19 protein-coding genes are annotated in these 23,355 nt (G+C 69.6%); 17 read left to right on the top strand and 2 right to left on the bottom strand.

Going from position 1 to position 23,355, the window contains the following annotated elements; translation table 11 throughout:
• The first annotated feature begins 134 nt into the window (after window positions 1–134).
• From rsmH to ACTWQR_RS00370, 16 genes are all read left to right on the top strand, one after another.
• Complete coding sequence (gene rsmH, locus ACTWQR_RS00295; protein ID WP_443224766.1) at window positions 135–1,136, top strand: 16S rRNA (cytosine(1402)-N(4))-methyltransferase RsmH; 1,002 nt, start codon at window positions 135–137, stop codon at window positions 1,134–1,136.
• Window positions 1,137–1,211: 75 nt separating this feature from the next.
• A complete protein-coding gene (locus ACTWQR_RS00300; RefSeq protein ID WP_443224767.1) occupies window positions 1,212–1,733 on the top strand; it encodes a septum formation initiator family protein in 522 nt (173 codons plus the stop codon).
• A gap of 5 nt (window positions 1,734–1,738) precedes the next feature.
• Entirely contained in the window at window positions 1,739–3,691 is a 1,953-nt protein-coding gene (locus ACTWQR_RS00305) for a peptidoglycan D,D-transpeptidase FtsI family protein (protein WP_443224768.1), read from the top strand.
• Window positions 3,692–3,957: 266 nt separating this feature from the next.
• Complete coding sequence (locus ACTWQR_RS00310; protein ID WP_443224769.1) at window positions 3,958–5,478, top strand: UDP-N-acetylmuramoyl-L-alanyl-D-glutamate--2,6-diaminopimelate ligase; 1,521 nt, start codon at window positions 3,958–3,960, stop codon at window positions 5,476–5,478.
• 4 nt (window positions 5,479–5,482) lie between these two features.
• Window positions 5,483–6,904 (top strand): UDP-N-acetylmuramoyl-tripeptide--D-alanyl-D-alanine ligase, encoded by a 1,422-nt coding sequence (locus ACTWQR_RS00315; protein WP_443224770.1) that lies wholly within the window; start codon window positions 5,483–5,485, stop codon window positions 6,902–6,904.
• Window positions 6,904–7,974 carry a phospho-N-acetylmuramoyl-pentapeptide-transferase gene (mraY, locus tag ACTWQR_RS00320; RefSeq protein ID WP_443224998.1) on the top strand — a complete coding sequence of 357 codons (1,071 nt, stop codon included), beginning with the start codon at window positions 6,904–6,906 and terminating at the stop codon, window positions 7,972–7,974. Before ACTWQR_RS00315 ends, mraY begins: the two co-directional genes overlap by 1 nt.
• The gene (murD, locus tag ACTWQR_RS00325; protein ID WP_443224771.1) at window positions 7,956–9,434 is read left to right on the top strand and encodes a UDP-N-acetylmuramoyl-L-alanine--D-glutamate ligase; all 1,479 of its coding nucleotides are present in this window, start codon (window positions 7,956–7,958) and stop codon (window positions 9,432–9,434) included. The genes mraY and murD overlap by 19 nt, the downstream gene beginning before the upstream one ends.
• A gap of 182 nt (window positions 9,435–9,616) precedes the next feature.
• Window positions 9,617–10,978 carry a putative lipid II flippase FtsW gene (ftsW, locus tag ACTWQR_RS00330; RefSeq protein WP_443224772.1) on the top strand — a complete coding sequence of 454 codons (1,362 nt, stop codon included), beginning with the start codon at window positions 9,617–9,619 and terminating at the stop codon, window positions 10,976–10,978.
• A 6-nt stretch (window positions 10,979–10,984) separates the two neighbouring features.
• The gene (murG, locus tag ACTWQR_RS00335) at window positions 10,985–12,073 is read left to right on the top strand and encodes an undecaprenyldiphospho-muramoylpentapeptide beta-N-acetylglucosaminyltransferase (RefSeq protein ID WP_443224773.1); all 1,089 of its coding nucleotides are present in this window, start codon (window positions 10,985–10,987) and stop codon (window positions 12,071–12,073) included.
• 23 nt (window positions 12,074–12,096) lie between these two features.
• Window positions 12,097–12,903, top strand: a complete 807-nt coding sequence (locus ACTWQR_RS00340; RefSeq protein ID WP_443224774.1) for a cell division protein FtsQ/DivIB — start codon at window positions 12,097–12,099, stop codon at window positions 12,901–12,903.
• Between the two features lie 276 nt (window positions 12,904–13,179).
• A complete protein-coding gene (ftsZ, locus tag ACTWQR_RS00345; RefSeq protein WP_443224775.1) occupies window positions 13,180–14,376 on the top strand; it encodes a cell division protein FtsZ in 1,197 nt (398 codons plus the stop codon).
• Window positions 14,373–15,113 (top strand): peptidoglycan editing factor PgeF, encoded by a 741-nt coding sequence (gene pgeF / locus ACTWQR_RS00350; RefSeq protein ID WP_443224776.1) that lies wholly within the window; start codon window positions 14,373–14,375, stop codon window positions 15,111–15,113. The genes ftsZ and pgeF overlap by 4 nt, the downstream gene beginning before the upstream one ends.
• A 6-nt stretch (window positions 15,114–15,119) precedes the next feature.
• Window positions 15,120–15,839, top strand: a complete 720-nt coding sequence (locus tag ACTWQR_RS00355) for a YggS family pyridoxal phosphate-dependent enzyme (protein WP_443224777.1) — start codon at window positions 15,120–15,122, stop codon at window positions 15,837–15,839.
• A gap of 130 nt (window positions 15,840–15,969) precedes the next feature.
• Window positions 15,970–16,614, top strand: a complete 645-nt coding sequence (locus ACTWQR_RS00360; RefSeq protein ID WP_443224778.1) for a cell division protein SepF — start codon at window positions 15,970–15,972, stop codon at window positions 16,612–16,614.
• A gap of 50 nt (window positions 16,615–16,664) precedes the next feature.
• The gene (locus tag ACTWQR_RS00365; RefSeq protein ID WP_443224779.1) at window positions 16,665–16,949 is read left to right on the top strand and encodes a YggT family protein; all 285 of its coding nucleotides are present in this window, start codon (window positions 16,665–16,667) and stop codon (window positions 16,947–16,949) included.
• A gap of 55 nt (window positions 16,950–17,004) precedes the next feature.
• A complete protein-coding gene (locus ACTWQR_RS00370) occupies window positions 17,005–18,210 on the top strand; it encodes a DivIVA domain-containing protein (RefSeq protein WP_443224780.1) in 1,206 nt (401 codons plus the stop codon).
• A 196-nt stretch (window positions 18,211–18,406) separates the two neighbouring features.
• On the opposite strand, the gene ileS is transcribed toward ACTWQR_RS00370, so the two are convergent.
• Window positions 18,407–21,553 (bottom strand): isoleucine--tRNA ligase, encoded by a 3,147-nt coding sequence (gene ileS / locus ACTWQR_RS00375; protein ID WP_443224781.1) that lies wholly within the window; start codon window positions 21,551–21,553, stop codon window positions 18,407–18,409.
• Between the two features lie 629 nt (window positions 21,554–22,182).
• Here ileS and ACTWQR_RS00380 point away from each other — a divergent pair.
• Entirely contained in the window at window positions 22,183–22,995 is an 813-nt protein-coding gene (locus tag ACTWQR_RS00380) for a hypothetical protein (RefSeq protein ID WP_443224782.1), read from the top strand.
• Window positions 22,996–23,004: 9 nt separating this feature from the next.
• Here the strand turns inward: ACTWQR_RS00380 and ACTWQR_RS00385 are convergent, their stop codons facing one another.
• Window positions 23,005–23,355 carry a hypothetical protein gene (locus tag ACTWQR_RS00385; RefSeq protein WP_443224783.1) on the bottom strand — a complete coding sequence of 117 codons (351 nt, stop codon included), beginning with the start codon at window positions 23,353–23,355 and terminating at the stop codon, window positions 23,005–23,007.

The following is a 23,355-nucleotide window of genomic DNA, read 5'->3' on the forward strand; positions in this document are numbered from 1 at the left end:
ACGTACGGCTCGGCCTCCTCCCGCTCCCGGTCGGCTGACGCTTCCGGCGCCGGCAGGCCTTCCCCTTCATCCCGGAGCGGGCGGGGACCCGGCGGTGCGTACCTCGGCGCCGGACCTGAGAGGGCCCAGATCAAATGGGGCGCGAAGCGCATTCGAATAAGGGCGGTGGTGGGCGACGGGAGGGACAGGGTCGACATGTCCCGGTGATGCTCCAGCGGTGCCTGGACATGCTGGCCCCCGCGCTGGAGCGGCCGGGAGCCGTGGTGGTCGACTGCACCCTCGGCCTCGGCGGCCACAGCGATGCCCTGCTCACCCGGTTCCCGGAGGCCCGCCTGATCGCCCTGGACCGCGACAAGGAAGCGCTGCGCCTCTCCGGAGAGCGGCTCGCCCCCTTCGGTGACCGGGCCACCCTGGTGCACGCGGTCTACGACGAACTCCCCGAGGTGCTCGACCGCCTGGACACCCCGCGCGTCCAGGGAGTCCTCTTCGACCTCGGTGTCTCCTCCATGCAGCTCGACGAGGCCGACCGCGGATTCGCCTACGCCCAGGACGCCCCTCTCGACATGCGCATGGACCAGACGACCGGCATCAGCGCGGCCGAGGTGCTCAACACCTACCCGCCGGGCGAGCTCGTACGGATCCTCCGGGCGTACGGCGAGGAGAAGCAGGCCAAGCGGATCGTGTCCGCGATCGTGCGCGAGCGCGAGAAGGAGCCGTTCAGCAACAGCGCGCGGCTGGTCGAGCTGATCCGCGACTCCCTGCCGCAGGCCGCCAAGCGCACCGGAGGCAACCCCGCCAAGCGCACCTTCCAGGCGCTGCGCATCGAGGTCAACGGTGAACTCACCGTCCTGGAGAGGGCGATTCCCGCTGCCGTGAAGGCGCTCGCCGTCGGGGGCCGGATCGCCGTGCTGTCGTATCACTCCCTGGAGGACCGGCTGGTCAAGCACGTGTTGGCGGCGGGCGCCGCCAACACCGCGCCGCCGGGCCTGCCCGTCGTCCCCGAGCGCTATCAGCCCAGGCTCCAGCTGCTGACGCGCGGGGCCGAACTCCCCACCGAGGAAGAGGTCGCGGAGAACCGGCGGGCCGCCCCGGCGCGGCTGCGCGGGGCACAGCGCATCCGGGAGGACGCCGAGTGACGGGACGACGCGTGAGTCGGGCCCCCGAACTCGCTGGGTGCCTGGGCCGAAAACACCGACTCACCGGGAGGGTGAGTGAGTAGGAAACCCGAACTGAAAGGGAGGGCGGCCCGGCTCGCGCGGCTCTTCCCGACGAGCTCCGGACAGGCCGCCCGTACGCCCTTCGTTCTCCTGGTCGTGCTGCTGCTCGGCGGCGGCCTGATCGGACTCCTGGTCCTGAACTCCGCCCTCAGCGAAGGGGCGTTCAAGCTCGACGACCTCCAGAGCGACACGAAGAGCCTCACCGACGAGGAGCAGGCGCTCCAGCGGGACGTGGACGACTACTCGGCCCCGGACGCCCTCCAGCGCCGCGCCCGCGAGCTGGGCATGGTGCCCGGCGGCGACCCGGCCTTCCTCAACCCCGACGGCAGCGTCCGCGGCGTCCCGAGTGCCGCAGCCGAGCAGTCGTCGGTGTCCGGCCCCGTGGTGCCGCCCGAGGCGCTCGCCCCGTTGCCGGCTCCGACGCCCAGCGAGACTCCGACGCCCACGCGAACGCCGACTCCGGCCGCGGAGTCCTCCCCGCGGCCCACTCCGCCTTCTACGACTCCCGGCAGGTGACGGAAGTGTCCGACAGGGAACCCCCGCGCCGCCGGGTGCCCTCGCCCGCCCGGCCCGTACGTCCCGGCGGTCAGCGGCGTCCCGGCCCGGGCGCCAGGCCCGCCCGACGCCCGGCCGCCCCTCGTCCCCAGGGCCCGCGCGCCATCCGGCTCGGCAATCCCCGTCCACGGCTCCGCCTGGTCAGTCTCGCCCTGACGCTGATGCTGATCGCCTTCGTCGTGCGGCTCCTCCAGGTGCAGGCGGTCGACGCGAGCGAGTACACCGCCAAGGCCGAGCAGAACCGGTTTCTCAGCCGCACCCTGGCGGCCGAGCGCGGCGGGATCACCGACCGCAACGGCGTCGACCTGGCGATCAGCGTGGACGCCAACGACATCACCGCCGACCCCACGCTGTTCACCCGGAAGGCAACCAAGATCGACGACGCCCCCGAGCAGGCCGCCGCGCTGCTCGGGCCGATCCTCGACAAGGATCCCGACGAGCTCGCCAAGAAGCTCAGGACCAAGGGCACTCGATACGTCCTGCTCGCCCGCCGCCAGACCCCCCAGGTCTGGACGCAGATCAGGGACCTGAAGAGCACGCTCGGCGACAAGGCGAGCGAGGACAAGACCGCCGTGAACGTCCTGGCAGGCGTCCTTCAGGAGCCCAGCAGCAAACGGGTCTATCCGAACGGCGACCTGGGCGCCGGGATACTGGGCTGGGTCAACGCCGACGGCAAGGGCGGCGGCGGTGTCGAGCGGCAGCTGAACAAGGAGCTGTCCGGCAAGGACGGCCAGATCCGCTACGCCCAGTCCGGCGGACGCCAGGTGCCGACCGCGGGATCCACCGAGAAGCCCGCGGTGGCCGGTTCCCAGGTCGAGCTGACCATCGACCGCGACATCCAGTGGGCCGCGCAGAACGCCATCACCGAGCAGGTGAAGGAGTCCAAGGCGGACCGCGGGTACGTGATCGTGCAGGACAACAAGACCGGCGAGATCCTCGCGATGGCCAACGCGCCCGGCTTCGACCCGAACGACCTCTCCCAGGCCGACCCGAAGGCCCTGCGCAACGCGGCACTCGAGGACGCCTACGAGCCGGGCTCCACCGCCAAGGTCATGTCGATGGCCGCCGTCCTGGAGGAGAACGCGGCCACGCCCGCGACCCATGTGACCGTGCCCAACCGGCTGCAGCGGGGCGACCGGCTCTTCCGGGACGACATCGACCACCCGACCTGGTACCTGACGCTCAACGGCGTACTCGCCAAGTCCAGCAACATCGGGACCATCCTGGCGACCGGCCAGCTCGGCAAGACGCAGAAGGAGGCCAACCAGGTCCTCTACTCGTATCTGCGCAAGTTCGGCATCGGCGGCTACACCGGGCTCGGCTTCCCCGGCGAGACGAAGGGCATCTTCGCGCCCGCCGACAGCTGGTCGACCTCGCAGCAGTACACGATTCCTTTCGGCCAGGGCGTTTCCATCAACGCTATGCAGGCGGCCTCCGTCTACTCGACGATCGCCAACGGCGGCGTACGCGTCGAACCGACTCTCGTACGAGGCACCAAGGGGGCCGACGGCCGGTTCACCCCCGCCGCCAAGCCCAAGAAGACAAGGGTCGTCAGCGAGAAGACGGCGAAGACACTGGCACAGATGCTGGAGTCGGTCGTGGACGACGAGGAGGGCACCGGCATCAAGGCCCGGATCCCCGGCTACCGCGTCGCGGGCAAGACCGGCACGGCCAACCGTGTGGATCCGGCCACCGGCCGGTACAACGGCTACACCTCCTCGTTCGCCGGATTCGCGCCCGCGGACAACCCCCGGGTGACCGTCTACTGCGCGATCCAGAACGCCACCAAGGGGAGCTACTTCGGTGGTCAGATCTGCGGGCCCGTCTACAAGGAAGTCCTCGAGTTCGCCCTGAAAACCCTCCAGGTCCCGCCCACCGGGGCCGCGGCCGCCAGGCTCCCCGTCACCTTCGAGCCCTGAGAACGAACACGCCCAAGACCGCCCCGGCCCGAAACCGGCCCGCTCGGCACACCCGGACCACCGATCAGGAACCGCCCGTGACAACGATCACCCCCGACCCGGGAAACCACCCGGAGCCGCGCCCCTCGCCCGCCCGTCTCCCACCACCGCCCTTGCCGGACCGTGCTTCGCACGGGCTCCCCTTTGGCTCCCGCGGGGGTGCGCCCGGTACGCTCACCGCCGTGCCACACGCTGATCAGTCCCAAACCACCCAGAAGGGCGTTCCTGTGACATATCCGGGACCGCCTCGACCTGCTCGGAATGCCGCCACACCCCTCGCGGAACTCGCCGATCAGCTGGGTACCGACAAGCCGGAGAGCGCCGCCCAGGTCACGGGCATCACCCATGACTCCCGGGCCGTCCGCCGGGGCGACCTCTACGCCGCGCTGCCCGGTGCCCGGCTCCACGGCGCCGACTTCGTGACGCAGGCCGCCGGTCTCGGTGCCGTCGCCGTGCTGACCGACCCGACCGGCGCCGAGCGCGCAGCCGCGACCGGACTGCCGGTCCTCGTGGTCGACGACCCGCGCGGGCAGATGGGCGAGCTCGCGGCCTCGATCTACGGCCACCCCGGGCCCGACCTGCTCCAGATCGGCATCACCGGCACCTCCGGCAAGACCACGACGGCGTACCTCGTCGAAGGCGGTCTCAGGACGGTCCGCAACACCGGACTGATCGGCACCGTCGAGACGCGTATCGGCGACGAGCGCATCAAGTCGGAACGCACGACCCCCGAAGCCACCGACCTCCAGGCGCTCTTCGCCGTCATGCGCGAGCGTGGCGTGGACGCGGTCGCCATGGAGGTCTCCAGCCACGCGCTGGTCCTCGGCCGGGTCGACGCCTGTGTCTTCGACATCGCGGTCTTCACCAACCTGAGCCCGGAACACATGGAGTTCCACTCCGACATGGAGGACTACTTCCGGGCCAAGGCACAACTGTTCACGCCGAAACGCAGCAGGCTCGGCGTAGTCAACTTCGACGACGAGTACGGACGGAGGCTCGCCAAGGAAGCCACCATCCCCGTAGTGACGTTTTCCGCTGAGGGGCACCCGGATGCCGACTGGCGCGCCGAGGAGGTCGAGGTCGGTCCGATGGATTCGGTCTTCGTCGCGGTCGGCCCCAAGGGCGAGCGGATCACGGCCAAGTCGCCGCTCGCGGGCCCCTTCAACGTCGCCAACACGCTCGCCGCGGTCGTCGCCCTCGCCGTCGCCGGGATCGACCCGCAGACCGCGGCGGACGGCATCGGCGCCGTCCCGGGTGTGCCGGGCCGGCTGGAGCGCGTGGACGCCGGCCAGCCCTACCTGGCCGTCGTCGACTACGCCCACAAGACGGACGCCGTCGAATCGGTGCTGCGCGCCCTGCGCAAGGTCACCGAGGGCAAGGTGCACATCGTGCTCGGCTGCGGCGGCGACCGGGACAAGACCAAGCGGATGCCGATGGGCGCCGCCGCGGCCCGGCTCGCCGACACAGCCGTACTGACCTCCGACAACCCCCGCGGCGAGGACCCCCTCGCGATCCTCGCCACGATGCTCGCCGGCGCCGCCGAGGTGCCGGCGCACGAGCGCGGAGAGGTCCAGGTCTTCGAGGACCGGGCCGCCGCGATCGCGGCGGCCGTCGCCCGCGCTGAGCCCGGAGACACCGTGCTGGTCGCGGGCAAGGGCCATGAGCAGGGCCAGGACATCGCCGGAGTGGTACGTCCCTTCGACGACCGCCAAGTGCTTCGCGAAGCTATCCAGAAGACCCAGGGATGAACTTGTGATCGCCCTCTCTCTCGCCGAGATCGCCTCAGTCGTCGGCGGGCAGACGCACGACATACCGGATCCGTCGGTCCAGATCACCGGACCGGTCGTCAGGGACTCCCGCGAGGTGGAGCCAGGCAGCCTCTTCGTCGCCTTCGTGGGCGATCGCGTGGACGGCCACGACTTCGCCGCCGACGTCGTCGCGGCGGGTGCGGTCGCCGTCCTGGCGTCCCGGCCCGTCGGCGTACCCGCGATCGTCGTGGACGACGTCCAGACGGCGCTCGGCGCCCTCGCTCGCCATGTCGTCGAGCGGCTCGGCGCGACCCTCGTGGCCCTGACCGGCTCCGCGGGCAAGACCAGCACCAAGGACCTGATCGCCCAGGTGCTCGGCCGCAAGGCGCCGACGGTCTACACACCGGGCTCGCTCAACAACGAGATCGGGCTGCCGCTCACCGCGCTCAGCGCCACCGAGGAAACCCGGTTCCTGGTCCTGGAGATGGGCGCCCGCGGCCTCGGCCACATCCGGTACCTCACGGATCTGACCCCCCCGAAGATCGGCCTCGTCCTCAACGTCGGCACCGCCCACATCGGCGAGTTCGGCGGCCGTGAGCAAATCGCCCAGGCCAAGGGCGAGTTGGTGGAAGGTCTCCCAGAAGACGGCGCGGCGATCCTGAACGCCGACGACCCCCTCGTACGGGCCATGGCATCGCGTACGAAGGCACGCGTGATCCTCTTCGGAGAGTCCGGCGAAGCGGACGTACGGGCCGAGAACGTGCGGCTCACGGAGAGCGGACAGCCCGCGTTCAGCCTTCACACACCCTCCGGGTGCGGTGACGTGACCATGCGCCTGTACGGTGAGCACCACGTGTCGAACGCGCTCGCCGCGGCCGCCGTCGCCCATGAGCTGGGCATGTCCGCAGACGAGATCGCCACCGCGCTCTCCGAGGCGGGCGCCCTCTCCCGCTGGCGGATGGAGGTCACCGAGCGCCCGGACGGCGTGACGGTCGTCAACGACGCCTACAACGCGAACCCCGAGTCCATGCGAGCCGCCCTGCGCGCGCTCGTGGCGATGGGCAAGGCCGCACAGGCACAAGGGGGCCGTACGTGGGCGGTGCTCGGTCCGATGGCCGAGCTCGGGGACGAGGCGCTCGCCGAGCACGACGCGGTCGGGCGGCTCGCCGTCCGACTCAACGTCAGCAAGCTCGTCGCGGTCGGGGGCAGGGAAGCGTCCTGGCTCCAACTGGGCGCATATAACGAGGGTTCGTGGGGTGAGGAGTCGGTGCACGTGTCCGACGCACAGGCGGCTGTCGACCTACTGCGCAGCGAGTTGCGCCCGGGAGACGTCGTGCTCGTGAAGGCGTCCCGGTCGGTCGGGCTCGAACGGGTGGCGCAGGCGCTGCTCGACGGCGGTGCCGAGGGTGAGGTTTCCGCCCGATGATGAACCAGATCCTGTTCGCGGGAGTCATTGGTCTCTTCTTGACGCTGATCGGCACTCCGCTGCTGATCAAGCTTCTGGCCCGCAAGGGCTACGGCCAGTACATCCGGGACGACGGCCCGCGCGAGCACCACGCCAAGCGCGGTACGCCGACCATGGGCGGTATCGCCTTCATCCTGGCCACGATCGTCGCGTACTTCCTCAGCAAGGTGATCACCGGCAAGCCGCCGACGTTCTCCGGAGTGCTGGTGCTCGGCCTGATGGCGGGCATGGGCGTGGTCGGCTTCCTGGACGACTACATCAAGATCGTCAAGCGCCGGTCGCTGGGCCTGCGGGCCAAGGCGAAGATGGCCGGCCAGCTGATCGTCGGCATCAGCTTCGCGGTGCTCTCGCTGCAGTTCGCCGACAACCTCAACAACACCCCGGCCTCCACCAGGCTCTCCTTCGTGCAGGATTTCGGCTGGTCCATCGGCCCGGTGCTGTTCGTGGTCTGGGCGCTGTTCATGATCCTCGCCATGTCGAACGGCGTGAACCTGACCGACGGTCTGGACGGTCTCGCCACCGGTGCCTCCGTGATGGTCTTCGGCGCCTACACGTTCATCGGGGTCTGGCAGTTCCAGGAGTCCTGTGCCAACGCGCAGACCCTCACCAACCCGGCCGCCTGCTACGAAGTACGAGATCCACTCGACCTCGCGGTCGTCGCCTCCGCGCTCATGGGAGCCTGCTTCGGCTTCCTGTGGTGGAACACCTCGCCCGCCAAGATCTTCATGGGCGACACCGGTTCGCTGGCCCTCGGCGGCGCGCTCGCCGGTCTCGCGATCTGCTCCCGCACGGAGCTGCTTCTCGCGCTGCTCGGCGGTCTCTTCGTCCTGATCACCATGTCGGTCGTCATCCAGGTCGGCTCCTTCCGCCTCACCGGGAAGCGCGTCTTCCGAATGGCCCCGCTCCAGCACCACTTCGAACTCAAGGGGTGGTCCGAAGTCCTTGTGGTGGTCCGCTTCTGGATCATCCAGGGCATGTGCGTGATCGTCGGTCTCGGACTCTTCTACGCGGGATGGGCAGCCAAGAAGTGACCAACTGGCAGGGGAAGAACGTCACCGTCGCCGGGCTCGGCGTCTCCGGCATCCCGGCGGCACGCGTGCTGCACGGTCTCGGCGCCGTCGTCACGGTCGTCAACGACGGAGACGACGAGCGCGCCCGGGCCCAGGCCGCGGACCTGGAGGCTTGGGCGGGGGCGGCGCGTAGCTCCTCGGAAAGGGCTGGTGGCGGGCGACGGGTGGGCATCACCGTGCGCCTCGGCGACGGGGCGACCCTGCCCGAGGGCACCGAGCTCATCGTCACCACGCCCGGCTGGAAGCCGGACAAGCCGCTCTTCGCCGCGGCCGCCGAGGCGGGCGTCCCGGTCTGGGGCGACGTCGAACTCGCCTGGCGGCTGCGCGGACCGGAAGCGGCGCCGTGGCTCGCGGTCACCGGCACCAACGGCAAGACCACGACCGTGCGGATGCTCGCCTCGATCCTGGAGGCGGCAGGGCTGCGTACGGCGGCCGTCGGCAACATCGGGGTCTCGCTGCTGGACACCGTCCTGGGCGAGGAGCGGTACGACGTCCTCGCGGTCGAGCTCTCCAGCTACCAGCTCCACTGGGCCCCCTCGCTGCGCGCCCACTCCGCCGCCGTCCTGAACCTCGCCCCCGACCACCTCGACTGGCACGGCTCCATGGAGGCGTACGTCGCCGACAAGGGCCGTATCTACGAGGGCAATCAGGTCGCCTGCGTCTACAACGTGGCCGACAAGGCCACCGAGGATCTGGTGCGCCAGGCGGACGTCGAGGAGGGCTGCCGGGCGGTCGGCTTCACCCTCGGCACGCCGGGACCGTCCCAACTCGGCGTCGTGGAGGGCATCCTGGTCGACCGCGCCTTCGTCGAGGACCGGCACAAGCAGGCCCAGGAACTCGCGGAGATCGCGGACGTCAACCCGCCCGCCCCGCACAACATCGCCAACGCCCTCGCGGCGGCGGCCCTGGCACGCGCCTTCGGGGTGCCCGCCGCGGCCGTACGCGACGGACTGCGCGCCTTCCGTCCCGACGCCCACCGCATCGAGCACGTGGCCGACGTGGCCGGAGTGGCGTACATCGACGACTCCAAAGCCACCAACACGCATGCGGCGGAAGCCTCTTTGGCCGCGTACGAGTCGATCGTGTGGATCGCCGGCGGGCTCGCCAAGGGCGCGACCTTCGACGAGCTGGTGACCAAGTCGGCAAAGCGACTTCGGGGCGTCGTCCTGCTCGGCGCCGACCGGGCCCTCATCCGCGAAGCCCTCGCGCGACACGCACCCGAAGTACCCGTCGTCGACCTCGAGCGGACCGACACTGGGGCGATGCTCGCGGCGGTCCAGGAGGCTGCGCGGCTCGCCCGCTCGGGCGACACGGTGCTGATGGCTCCGGCCTGTGCCTCCATGGACATGTTCGTCAACTACAACCAGCGCGGTGACATGTTCGCGGAGGCGGTCCGCGAACTCGGCGCCGCGAGCGCCTGACGGCGGGTTTGAGCCGGTCCGGGGCGCCCGGGACCCTTGGGAGGGACGCGTGACGCCATCGTGGTCGGTGCTCCGCATGCGGCATTCGGCCGGTGGCGGACCCCCATCGCTCTGCGAGGCCCTCTCCCGTGGCGTCGCATTGGCCTACGGGAGCCCCTCCTGCGGCGCCGGAGGTGCCTCCGATGGCCAGTAGCCGCACCGGGCGCCCCCCGGTCCAGCGGGCCGCGAGAAGGCCCGCTACACCGCGTCCTCCGCGCGACAACCCCGTACGCCGTCTCTACGCCAACGCCCGCCGCGCCTGGGACCGGCCACTGACCGCGTACTACCTGATCCTCGGCGGCAGTCTGCTGATCACCGTGCTCGGTCTGGTGATGGTGTACTCGGCCTCGCAGATCACCGCGTTGCAGTTGTCGCTGCCGGGGTCGTACTTCTTCCGCAAGCAGTTCTTCGCGGCCGTGATCGGCAGTGCGCTGCTCCTGATCGCCATGCGTATGCCGGTGAAGCTGCACCGGGCGCTGGCGTATCCGATGCTCCTGGGCTCGGTCTTCCTGATGGTCCTGGTGCAGGTGCCGGGGATAGGGGTGGCGGTGAACGGCAACCAGAACTGGATCTCGGTCGGCGGCCCGTTCCAGCTCCAGCCCAGCGAGTTCGGCAAGCTCGCGCTCGTGCTGTGGGGAGCCGATCTGCTCGCCCGCAAACAGGACAAGCGGCTGCTGACCCAGTGGAAGCACATGCTGGTGCCGCTCGTCCCGGTGGCCTTCATGCTGCTCGGGCTGATCATGCTCGGCGGCGACATGGGCACGGCGATCATCCTCACCGCGATCCTGTTCGGGCTGCTGTGGCTCGCGGGAGCGCCGACGCGGCTCTTCGCGGGTGTGCTCGCCATAGCCGCCACGATCGGCGTGCTCCTGATCAAGACCAGCCCGAACCGCATGGCCCGTCTCTCCTGCATCGGCGCGACCGAACCCGGCCCCGGTGACAGCTGCTGGCAGGCCGTGCACGGCATCTACGCCCTCGCCTCCGGCGGACTCTTCGGCTCCGGGCTCGGCGCGAGTGTGGAAAAATGGGGTCAACTGCCCGAGGCGCACACCGACTTCATCTTCGCCGTCACCGGTGAGGAACTGGGCCTCGCGGGGACGCTGTCGGTGCTCGCCCTCTTCGCGGCTCTAGGCTATGCGGGTATCCGCGTGGCCGGACGCACGGAGGACCCCTTCGTGAGGTACGCCGCGGGTGGCGTGACCACCTGGATCACGGCCCAGGCCGTGATCAACATCGGTGCGGTGCTCGGTCTGCTGCCGATCGCCGGAGTCCCGCTCCCGCTGTTCTCCTACGGGGGTTCCGCCCTGCTGCCGACCATGTTCGCCATCGGGCTGCTGATCGCCTTCGCGCGTGAGGATCCCGCTGCGCGGGCGGCGCTTGCGATGCGGCAACCCCGCTTTGGCAGAAAGCGGGCTGCGGTGAGAGGCTCCGCGGGGGCCGCGGGGCCTCGGAGATGGAACACGATGCGACGGCGCGCCGCGGCGCGTTCGTCCGGAGAGCGGTGAATTTCGGTGCATGTCGTACTCGCCGGTGGGGGGACCGCCGGCCACATCGAGCCCGCGCTCGCCCTCGCGGACGCCCTGCGCAGGCAGGACCCGACCGTGGGAATCACGGCCCTGGGCACGGAGCGCGGACTCGAGACACGTCTCGTACCGGCGCGGGGCTATGAACTCGCGCTGATTCCCGCCGTTCCGCTGCCGCGCAAGCCCACCCCCGAGCTGATCACCGTCCCCGGACGGCTGCGCGGCACGATCAAGGCGACCGAGCAGATCCTCGAGCGCGTCAAGGCGGACGCGGTCGTCGGCTTCGGCGGCTACGTCGCCCTGCCCGCGTACCTCGCGGCCAAACGTCTGGGCGTCCCGATCATCGTCCACGAGGCCAACGCCCGGCCGGGCCTCGCCAACAAGATCGGTTCGCGGTACGCGACCCAGGTCGCCGTCTCCACCCCGGACAGCAAGCTCCGCGGCGCCCGCTACATCGGCATCCCGCTGCGCCGCTCCATCGCCACGCTCGACCGGGCCGCCGTACGCCCCGAGGCGCGCGCCGCCTTCGGGCTCGACCCCGCCCTGCCGACCCTGCTGGTATCCGGCGGCTCGCAGGGTGCCCGTCGCCTCAACGAGGTGGTCCAGCAGGCCGCTCCGTACCTCCAGCAGGCCGGCATCCAGATCCTGCACGCGGTGGGTCCCAAGAACGAACTGCCGTACGTACAACAGATGCCGGGGATGCCCCCGTACATCCCGGTACCGTACGTGGACCGGATGGACCTCGCGTACGCCGCGGCCGACGTGATGCTCTGCCGCGCGGGCGCGATGACCGTCGCCGAACTCTCCGCCGTCGGGCTGCCCGCCGTCTACGTCCCGCTGCCCATCGGCAACGGCGAACAGCGGCTGAACGCCCAGCCGGTGGTCAAGGCCGGCGGCGGACTGCTCATCGACGACGCGGAACTGACGCCCCAGTGGGTGCAGGCCAACGTCCTGCCCGTGCTGGCCGATCCGCACCGGCTGTTCGAGATGTCCCGCGCCGCCTCCGAGTTCGGCCGCAGGGACGCCGACGACCTGCTCGTCGGGATGGTGTACGAGGCGATCGCGTCACGCCACTAGCGCGTGACAGAAGGCAGGGGAGCGTGGCCGGACCGACCACCGCCGAACGCGGCGAACGGCAGCACCTGGACTCCGGCCCGCCCCGGCTGACCCGCTTCAAGAGGCTTCTTTCACCTCGTACGCTCATCATTCTGCTCGTCTGCGTAGTCCTCCTCGGGGCGACCGGCGCCTGGGTCCTCTACGGTTCGCAGTGGCTGCGCGTAGAGCGCGTATCGACGTCCGGGACGCGGGTCCTGACGGACGAGCAGGTGCGAGAGGCTGCCGATGTTCCGGTCGGAGCGCCGTTGATTTCCGTCGACACCGATGTGATTGAGGCAAGACTGCGGCAGAAATTGCCCCGAATTGACTCGGTTGATGTCGTCCGTTCCTGGCCCGATGGAATCGGGCTGAAAGTGATCGAACGCACCCCGGTTCTCATTGTCGAAAACTCCGGAAAAGGGGGCAAGTACGTCGAAGTGGACGCCAAGGGAGTGCGATTCGCCACGGTTTCGCGTGCCCCCAAGGGCGTGCCCGCACTGAATTTGACCGCGGCGCAGTCCTCTTCGTCGTCCGCCAGCCTGCGACGCTTCGGCACCGGCCGGCTGGTGCGCGAGGCGGTGAGCGTCGCGGGTTCACTTCCGGCCGCCGTCGCGCGCCGGACTCAGGTCGTCAAGGTCCGTTCGTACGACTCCATCTCACTGGAGTTGAGCGGCAACCGCACTGTCGCATGGGGCAGCAGCGAGAAGGGCCGCGCGAAGGCCAGGACGCTGACGGCTCTCATGAAAGCCTCTCCCGAGGCGCGGTACTTCGACGTAAGCGTGCCCACCGCCCCTGCGTCATCGGGGAGTTGACGCACATACGCGCAGGCCAGCACCCTGGTTGGGCAGCGCTACGGCTGATCACATAGGGTGAAAAGAAAAACGGGAGGTTCGGCGTGTTCGTTGAACGTGCGCCACTTGTCGACTTAGTGTCCTGTTCGGAAGAGTCCAAGGAACAGACACACTGGTAACCCTAAACTTCAGCGTTAGGGTTCGGGTCGGCGTTCGGACCGTCCCATTCGGCATCAGTCGTCGGATCGCGAGGACCGCGAGGCGACGACACGTAACTCGAGGCGAGAGGCCTTCGACGTGGCAGCACCGCAGAACTACCTCGCAGTCATCAAAGTCATCGGTGTCGGCGGCGGTGGTGTCAATGCCATCAACCGGATGATCGAGGTCGGTCTCAAGGGTGTCGAGTTCATCGCCATCAACACTGACGCCCAGGCGCTGTTGATGAGCGACGCCGACGTCAAGCTCGACGTCGGCCGTGAACTCACCCGCGGACTCGGCGCCGGCGCCAACCCGGCCGTCGGCCGCAAGGCCGCCGAAGATCACCGCGAGGAGATCGAGGAGGTCCTCAAGGGGGCCGACATGGTCTTCGTGACGGCCGGTGAAGGCGGCGGCACCGGCACCGGCGGCGCACCCGTCGTGGCCAACATCGCCCGCTCGCTCGGCGCCCTCACCATCGGCGTGGTCACCCGCCCCTTCACCTTCGAGGGCCGGCGCCGCGCCAACCAGGCGGAGGACGGCATCGCCGAGCTCCGCGAAGAGGTCGACACCCTCATCGTCATCCCCAACGACCGACTGCTGTCCATCTCGGACCGCCAGGTCTCCGTCCTCGACGCCTTCAAGTCGGCGGACCAGGTCCTGCTCTCCGGTGTTCAGGGCATCACCGACCTCATCACCACGCCCGGCCTGATCAACCTCGACTTCGCCGACGTCAAGTCCGTGATGTCCGAGGCCGGTTCGGCGCTCATGGGCATCGGCTCGGCGCGTGGCGACGACCGCGCGGTGGCCGCCGCCGAGATGGCGATCTCCTCGCCGCTCCTCGAGGCGTCCATCGACGGCGCCCGCGGCGTGCTGCTCTCCATCTCCGGCGGCTCCGACCTCGGTCTGTTCGAGATCAACGAGGCCGCCCAGCTGGTGAGCGAGGCCGCGCACCCCGAGGCCAACATCATCTTCGGCGCGGTCATCGACGACGCGCTCGGCGACGAGGTCCGGGTCACCGTCATCGCGGCCGGCTTCGACGGCGGACAGCCTCCGTCCAAGCGGGACAACGTGCTGGGCTCGTCCTCCGCCAAGCGCGAGGAGCCCACGCCGGTACGTTCCAACGACAGCCGCCCGTCCTTCGGCTCCCTCGGCAGCGTCACGCCGAAGGAGTCGCCGGAGCCCGCCCCGGAGCCCGTGAGCAGCGAACTGCCCCCGGTCTCCCCGCCGGTCCCGCCGTCCCGGAGCTACTCGGACAGCGCGGCCGAAGAGCTGGATGTGCCGGACTTCCTCAAGTGATAGGACAGCGACGCGACGCTGTGATCTCTGCGAGCGGCGCCCACTTCGCCTTCACCGACCGGTGGGGCGGGGTGAGCGCCGTTCCGTACGAGGAGCTCAATCTCGGCGGAGCGGTCGGCGACGACCCCGACGCCGTACGGACCAACCGCGAATTGGCGGCCAAGGCGCTGGGCCTCGACCCGGCCCGGGTGGTTTGGATGAACCAGGTGCACGGCAGCGACGTCGCCCAGGTCGACGGACCGTGGCCCACCCGGCGCACGCCGGCGGTCGACGGCCTGGTGACCGCAACCCGGGGCCTCGCCCTGGCCGTGCTCACCGCCGACTGCGTGCCCGTCCTGCTGGCCGACCCGGTCGCCGGGGTGGTCGCCGCGGCGCACGCCGGGCGGCCCGGCATGATCGCCGGTGTCGTGCCCGAGGCCATCGCCGCTATGGAGTCGCTCGGCGCCGACCCCGCCCGGATCGTAGCTCGCACCGGCCCCGCGGTCTGCGGCCGCTGCTACGAAGTGCCGGACGCGATGCGGGCTGAGGTCGCCGCCGTCGAGCCCGCGGCGTACGCCGAGACCAGTTGGGGCACTCCGGCGGTCGACGTGACCGCCGGCGTGCACGCGCAGCTCGAAAGGCTCGGGGTGCGCGACCGGGAGCAGTCGCCGGTGTGCACGCTCGAATCCGGTGACCATTTCTCGTACCGGCGCGACCGCACCACGGGTCGGCTCGCCGGCTATGTCTGGCTGGACTGATGGGACATGACTGACCGTAAGGATCAACTCGCCGGAAATCTGGCCAAAGTGGAAGAGCGCATCACGGCGGCGTGTGTGGCCGCCGGACGCAAGCGGGAAGAGGTGACCCTGATCGTGGTCACCAAGACCTACCCGGCCGACGATGTGCGGATCCTGTCGGAACTCGGTGTGCGTCACGTCGCCGAGAACCGGGACCAGGACGCGGCGCCCAAGGCGGCGGTCTGTTCCGACCTGCCCCTCTCGTGGCACTTTGTCGGTCAATTGCAGACCAACAAGGTGCGCTCCGTGGTCGGTTATGCGAATGTCGTGCAGTCCGTCGACCGCGCCCGGCTTGTCTCGGCTCTTTCGAAGGAGGCGGTACGGGTGGAGCGTGACCTTAGCTGCCTCATCCAGGTCGCGCTCGACGCCGGCGAGAGCGGACGGGGAGAGCGGGGTGGCGTAGGACCGGGCGGCATCGCGGAGTTGGGGGATCTCGTCGCGGCGGCACCGGGGCTGCGGCTCGGCGGACTGATGACCGTGGCGCCGCTCACCGGACCGTACGCGGGACGCCAACAGGCGGCGTTCGAGCGGCTGATGGATTTGTCGACTGACCTGCGCCGCGCTCATCCGGCTGCGAACATGGTATCGGCAGGGATGAGTGCGGACCTTGAGCAGGCCGTGGCGGCCGGAGCGACACATGTGCGCGTCGGCACTGCGGTACTCGGCGTCCGTCCCAGGCTCGGGTAACGTCGCCAAGAAGTCGGACCACAGCAGAAAATATGGTCATTACCGCCACTAGGCGGGCATAACGACCTCGTGGATCGCGGGCACTTGGCAATAGTCAGCCGATCCACCACAGAGCGGAGGACTCAGAGCAATGGCCGGCGCGATGCGCAAGATGGCGGTCTACCTCGGCCTCGTGGAGGACGATGGGTACGACGGCAGGGGATTCGACCCCGACGACGACTTCGAGCCCGAGCTTGACCCGGAGCCCGAGCGGGACCGCCGACGGCACGAGCCGTCGCATCAGTCGCACCACCAGCCGCATCAGCCCCAACGGGACGAATCGGTACGAGTGGTGCAGCCTCCGGTACAGCGGGATCCCGTGTCACATTCCGCTTCGCTGTCCGCGGAATCGGGGCGTCCGGCGCGTATCGCCCCCGTGGCATCCATCACACAAGAACGTCAGAGCCTGGAGAAGAACGCACCGGTGATCATGCCCAAGGTCGTGTCGGAACGAGAGCCGTACCGGATCACCACACTGCACCCCCGGACCTACAACGAGGCCCGTACCATCGGGGAACACTTCCGTGAGGGCACTCCGGTGATCATGAATTTGACTGAGATGGATGACACGGATGCGAAGCGACTTGTCGACTTTGCGGCCGGTTTGGTGTTTGGTCTTCACGGCAGCATCGAGCGGGTGACGCAGAAGGTGTTCCTGTTGTCGCCTGCTAACGTCGATGTCACGGCGGAGGACAAGGCTCGCATCGCAGAGGGCGGGTTCTTCAACCAGAGCTGAGACGCAGGACCGGACAAGGCACGAAAACAGGGGAGAGGGACGCACGGATCATGAGCGTGGTTGCGCAGGTTCTCTACGTCGTGCTGATGTGTTTTCTCATCGTGCTGATCTTCCGGTTGGTCATGGACTACGTCTTCCAGTTCGCCCGCTCATGGCAACCCGGCAAGGCGATGGTGGTCGTTCTGGAGGCCACCTACACTGTCACTGATCCACCGCTCAAGCTTCTGCGGCGGTTCATCCCGCCGCTGCGTCTCGGGGGCGTGGCGCTCGACCTGTCCTTCTTCGTGCTGATGATCATCGTCTACATCCTGATCTCCGTTGTGAGTCGGCTGTGAACGATACGGTCTTGCCGAACGCCGACGATGCCGACGACTACGTTGAGGTGAAGAGATGCCGTTGACCCCCGAGGACGTGCGGAACAAGCAGTTCACGACCGTCCGCCTCCGAGAAGGCTATGACGAGGACGAGGTCGATGCCTTCCTCGACGAGGTCGAAGCCGAACTGACCCGTCTGCTCCGCGAGAACGAGGACCTGCGCGCCAAGCTGGCCGCCGCCACACGCGCCGCCGCGCAGAACCAACAGCAGGGCATGCGCAAGCCGCCCGAACAGCAGGACCAGCAGCAACAGCAGGGTCCGCCGCAGGGCATGCGTGGCGGTCCCGTGCCCGCCGGCATATCGGGCCCGCCGCAGCAGCAGATGGGTGGCCCCATGGGCGGGCCGCCTCAGCTGCCGAGCGGTGCGCCGCAGCTGCCCGCGGGCCCCAGCTCCCAGGGCCAGCAGGGCCAGGGTCAGATGGGGCAGGGTCAGATGGGCCAGGGCCCGATGGGCCAGGGTCCGATGGGGCAGGGCCCCATGGGTCAGGGTCCCGGCCCGATGCAGGGTCAGATGCAGGGGCAGATGCAGCAGCAGATGCCCCAGCAGATGGGCGGCCCGATGGGCGGTCCCATGGGTGGCCCCATGGGCGGTCACGGCCCGCAGATGGGTCAGCCCGGTCAGGGCCCCGGCGGCGACAGTGCCGCTCGTGTGCTCTCACTTGCCCAGCAGACCGCGGACCAGGCGATCGCCGAGGCGCGTTCCGAGGCCAACAAGATCGTCGGCGAGGCCCGCAGCCGCGCCGAGGGTCTGGAGCGCGACGCCCGTGCCAAGGCCGACGCTCTCGAGCGGGACGCGCAGGAGAAGCACCGCGTCGCGATGGGCTCCCTGGAGTCCGCCCGCGCCACGCTGGAGCGCAAGGTCGAGGACCTGCGAGGCTTCGAGCGCGAGTACCGCACGCGTCTGAAGTCCTACCTCGAGTCGCAGCTGCGTCAGCTGGAGACCCAGGCCGACGACTCGCTGGCCCCGCCGCGTACGCCGGCGGCCGCGTCTCTGCCGTCGTCGCCGACGCCGTCCATGGCTCCGGCCGGGGCGAGCGCGCCGTCCTACGGTGGCAACCAGATGGGCGGCCCGGCTCCCGCGGCTCCGTCCTACGGTGGTCAGCAGCAGATGTCGCCGGCCATGACCCAGCCAATGGCACCGGTGCGGCCGCAGGGCCCTTCGTCCATGCAGCAGGCGCCCTCGCCGATGCGCGGTTTCCTCATCGACGAGGACGACAACTGACGGCCTCCAGTACGCCTTAGGCGTCGGCAGCGTTCAGGGCGGAGCCCCCGGATTCCCGGGGGCTCCGCCCTTTTGTGCCGTACGCGCCCGGAGCGGGCGTCTGTTCGGAACCGGGCGCATCTGTACGCGGGCACGCAACGCCGAAGGCCCGGGCCCACCAAGGAAGTTCGGTGGGCCCGGGCCTTCGGCTGTGGGCCTACGCCTTGCGGAGGCGGAACGTCAGCGACAGCGGCTCGTCCGTGAACGGATTCCCGTACGCGTCGTCCGCATCGCCCTGCTCGAAGTCCGTGGCGAGGACCTCGTCGGCGATCAGAGAGGAGTGCTCGGTGAGCGCCGCGACGACCTTCGGGTCCGTGGACGTCCAGCGCAGGGCGATCCGGTCGGCCACGTCGAGGCCGCTGTTCTTGCGGGCCTCCTGGATCAGGCGGATCGCGTCACGGGCAAGGCCCGCCTGGCGCAGCTCCTCCGTGAGCTCCAGGTCGAGGGCGACCGTCGCACCGGAGTCCGAGGCGACGGACCAGCCCTCGCGCGGGGTCTCCGTGATGATCACCTCGTCCGGGGCGAGCGTGACGGTCTCGCCGTCGACCTCCACCGACGCCGTGCCCTCGCGCAGCGCGAGGGACAGGACGGCGGCATCGGCTTCCGCCACGGCCTTCGCGACGGCCTGGACCCCCTTGCCGAACCGCTTGCCCAGCGCGCGGAAGTTCGCCTTCGCCGTGGTGTCGACCAGCGAACCGCCGACCTCACTCAGGGACGCCAGCGACGAGACGTTCAGCTCCTCGGTGATCTGCGCGTGCAACTCGCGGTCGAGGGACTCGAACCCGGTCGCGGCGACCAGCGCGCGGGACAGCGGCTGACGGGTCTTGACGCCCGACTCCGCGCGCGTGGCACGGCCCAGCTCCACGAGTCGTCGTACGAGCACCATCTGCTTCGACAGCTCCGGGTCGATGACGGACAGGTCCGCCTCCGGCCAGGACGACAGGTGTACGGACTCGGGGGCGCCCGGGGACACCGGCACCACCAGGTCCTGCCAGACCCGCTCGGTGATGAACGGGGTCAGCGGGGCCATCAGACGCGTGACCGTGTCGAGGACCTCGTGCAGCGTGCGCAGCGCGGCCTTGTCGCCCTGCCAGAAGCGGCGACGCGAGCGGCGTACGTACCAGTTGGACAGGTCGTCGACGAACGCCGACAGGAGCTTTCCGGCGCGCTGGGTGTCGTACGACTCCAGAGCCTGCGTCACCTGGTCGGTGAGCGCGTGGAGTTCGGACAGCAACCAGCGGTCGAGGACCGGGCGGTCGGCCGGGGCCGGGTCGGCTTCGCTGGGCGCCCAGCCCGACGTACGCGCGTACAGGGCCTGGAAGGCGACCGTGTTCCAGTACGTGAGGAGCGTCTTGCGGACGACCTCCTGGATCGCGTTGTGGCCGACGCGGCGGGCCACCCAGGGGGAGCCGCCGGCCGCCATGAACCAGCGGACCGCGTCCGCGCCGTGCTGGTCCATCAGCGGGATCGGCTGCAGGGTGTTGCCCAGGTGCTTGGACATCTTGCGGCCGTCCTCGGCGAGGATGTGGCCCAGGCACACCACGTTCTCGTAGGACGACTTGTCGAAGACCAGCGTGCCGACCGCCATCAGCGTGTAGAACCAGCCGCGTGTCTGGTCGATGGCCTCGGAGATGAACTGGGCCGGGTAGCGGCTCTCGAAAAGCTCCTTGTTCTTGTACGGGTAGCCCCACTGCGCGAAGGGCATCGAACCCGAGTCGTACCAGGCGTCGATGACCTCCGGCACGCGCGTGGCCGTCTGGCCGCAGCCGTCCTGGGGGCACGCGAACGTGACCTCGTCGATGAACGGGCGGTGCGGGTCCAGGTTCGACTGGTCCGTGCCCGTCAGTTCGGTGAGCTCCGCGCGGGAGCCGACGACGGTGAGGTGGTCGTCCTCGCAGCGCCAGATCGGCAGCGGGGTGCCCCAGTAGCGGTTGCGGGACAGGGCCCAGTCGATGTTGTTGCTCAGCCAGTCGCCGTACCGGCCGTGCTTGACCGACTCCGGGAACCAGTTGGTCTTCTCGTTCTCCTGGAGGAGGCGGTTCTTGACTGCCGTGGTGCGGATGTACCAGGACGGCTGCGCGTAGTAGAGGAGCGCGGTGTGGCAGCGCCAGCAGTGCGGGTAGCTGTGCTCGTACGGGATGTGCTTGAAGAGCAGACCGCGGTTCTGGAGGTCCTCGGTGAGCTTTTCGTCCGCCTTCTTGAAGAAGACGCCGCCTACGAGGGGGACGTCCTCCTCGAAGGTGCCGTCCGGGCGGACGGGGTTCACCACGGGCAGGCCGTACGCGCGGCAGACCTTGAGGTCGTCCTCACCGAAAGCGGGGGACTGGTGGACCAGACCCGTACCGTCGTCGGTCGTGACGTACTCGGCGTTCACCACGTAGTGGGCGGGTGCCGGGAACTCCACGAGTTCGAGGGGGCGTTGATACGTCCAGCGCTCCATCTCGGCGCCGGTGAAGGTGTCGCCCGTGACCTCCCAGCCTTCGCCGAGGGACTTCTCGACGAGCGGCTCGGCGACGACGAGCTTCTCCTCGCCGTTCGTCGCGACCACGTAGGTGACCTCGGGATGCGCGGCGACCGCCGTGTTGGAGACCAGCGTCCACGGGGTCGTCGTCCACACCAGAAGCGCGGCCTCGCCCGCGAGGGGACCGGAGGTGAGTGGGAAACGGACGTACACCGAGGGGTCGACGACCGTCTCGTAGCCCTGCGCCAGCTCGTGGTCCGACAGGCCCGTGCCGCAGCGCGGGCACCAGGGAGCGACGCGGTGGTCCTGGACCAGCAGGCCCTTGTTGAAGATCTCCTTGAGCGACCACCAGACGGACTCCATGTACGCCGGGTCCATGGTGCGGTAGGCGCCGTCGAGGTCTGTCCAGTAACCCATGCGGTTCGTGAGTTCGCTGAAGGCGTCGGTGTGGCGGGTCACGGACTCGCGGCACTTGGCGTTGAACTCGGCGATGCCGTACGCCTCGATGTCCTTCTTGCCGTTGAAGCCGAGTTCCTTCTCGACCGCCAGCTCCACCGGGAGGCCGTGGCAGTCCCAGCCGGCCTTGCGGGCCACGTGGTAGCCGCGCATGGTGCGGAAGCGCGGGAAGACGTCCTTGAAGACGCGCGCTTCGATGTGGTGGGCGCCGGGCATGCCGTTGGCGGTGGGCGGGCCCTCGTAGAACACCCACTCCGGGCGGCCCTCGGACTGCTCCAAGCTCTTGGCGAAGATCTTCTGCTCGCGCCAGAAGTCGAGCACGGCGTGCTCGAGGGCGGGCAGGTCGACCTGGGCGGGCACCTGGCGATACTGCGGCTGCGTATTCAACGAGCTTCCTCCGGCGGACTTTCTGCCTTCCGTCCGGAGGGACGAGAGCCTGTGCTGCTACGTAGTAGCTGCCACGTACGCCGTGTGCGGCGCGCTCCCGCGGTACCACCCTCCTTGGCCCTCCGCCGCCCTGTACGCGCCGGTGAGCCCCCTCATTGGGGTCGCGATGCCGGGTCTACCGGCCGCTGCTGGGTCGCTGCGGCTTTCTTCCGGCGGCTCCGGGGTGATCTTCACGTCGCGCTCACCCCCGGGCTCGCACCGTCCCCGGGTCGCTCATGGCTGCGTACGCCGCTACTCGTCCCCATCCACGCTTTTCGCTCCGCCCAGTGTACGGCGCCGGACCGTCAGCAGCCGACCGGTTTTCCGGGTACTCGCGGGTGCGGGCCGGCTGGGCGTGGGGGAGGCGTGCGGACTGACCCGAATGGCCAGGCGCCCGGGTTCGCATCCTGGGACGGCCGGCTCGGCGGATTACCTGGCGGGGAGCTGGGCACAACGCTTGCAGACTCGTCGCGCGGGACCTGCGGGGCGGACAAATCGGGCGGCGTGCCCCGTTGCCGCCGGACTGAAGTCGATTTATCGTCCCAGCACGATTCGCGAGCAAGATCACAATATGTGAAGGGGCCGCGGCCATGGTGGCGAAGAAGACCGCCGTACAGCAGTCGGCGTCCGGCAGATCCATGGGGGCGGCTGGTGGCGCCGGCGGGGCGGCCAAGGACGTGAGCGGCAAGAAGAGCACGCAGGGAGGGGCGGCGAAGGGGGCCGCGGAGGCAGTGAAGACGGTTCGGGGTGCTGCTGCCGGGGGCGGGGGGACCGGCGGAGGCACGGAGGCTGTTCGGGGCAGGAAGACGGCTACGAAGAAGGCAGCTACGAAGGAGGCCGGCAAAAAGGCGGCAGCTACGAAGAACGTGGGCCCGACCGAGACAGCCGATGCGGAGAGAGTGGAGAGAGTGGCCACTCAGTCGGCTCCTGCGGAGAGGGGCGCTGCCAAGACGGCCGCCACGAAGACGGCCGCCACGAAGACGGCCGCCACGAAGACGGCCGCCACGAAGAGGGCGGCCACGAAGAGGGCGGCCGTCAGGAAGAGGGCGGCCGTCACGAAGAGGGCCGGCCCCGCGGAGAAGGCCGCTACGAAGAAGACCCCGGCTCGGGCCGCTTCCAAGGAGGCGGCCGCTCCGAAGAGGGGGGTGGTCACGAAGACGGACTCCACGAAGGCCGACTCGACGGAGGCGGTGATCGTGGAGAGGCCTGTTACGGAGGGGGCCGACACGGCGAGCGTCGCCGCGAAGAAGGCCCGGACACGGACCGCTCATGCCAAGAAGGCCGGCCCTACGGGCCCTTCGGCTACGGAGGCCGGCACGAAAACCGCCCCTACGAAGAAGGCTGACATGACGAGCACGTCTACGAAGAAGGTCGGCACGGGGACCGCATCGACGTGCTCGTAAGGGGGCGGCTCAGAAGAGGGCTGCCTCGCCGGCGGTCGGTACGGAATCGGTTGGTGCTGAAGGGATCGCCGAGGAAGCGGCGGCTCGGAAGGCGGTCTCGAAGAAGGGCGCCGGTGCGGGCGGCAAGGGCAGGGCCAAGAAGGCCGCCAGGAAGAGCACCGCTGCGAAGAGCACCACTGCGAAGAGTGCTGGTTCCGAGGCTGTCGGCGCGAAGGGTGGGGGTGAGGAGGGGACCGAGGCGGGGGCCCTTGCCTCGGTCCCCTCCAAGAGCACGGCCAGGAAGAGCACGCGTACGGCCAAGAAGGCGGTCGCTTCCGCGGCCGAGGGTGCGGCCGCGGCCGCGAAGACGACGGGAGCCAC

It is taken from the genome of Streptomyces sp. 2A115 (assembly GCF_052245575.1).
In the GTDB taxonomy this organism is placed as follows: Bacteria; Actinomycetota; Actinomycetes; order Streptomycetales; family Streptomycetaceae; genus Streptomyces.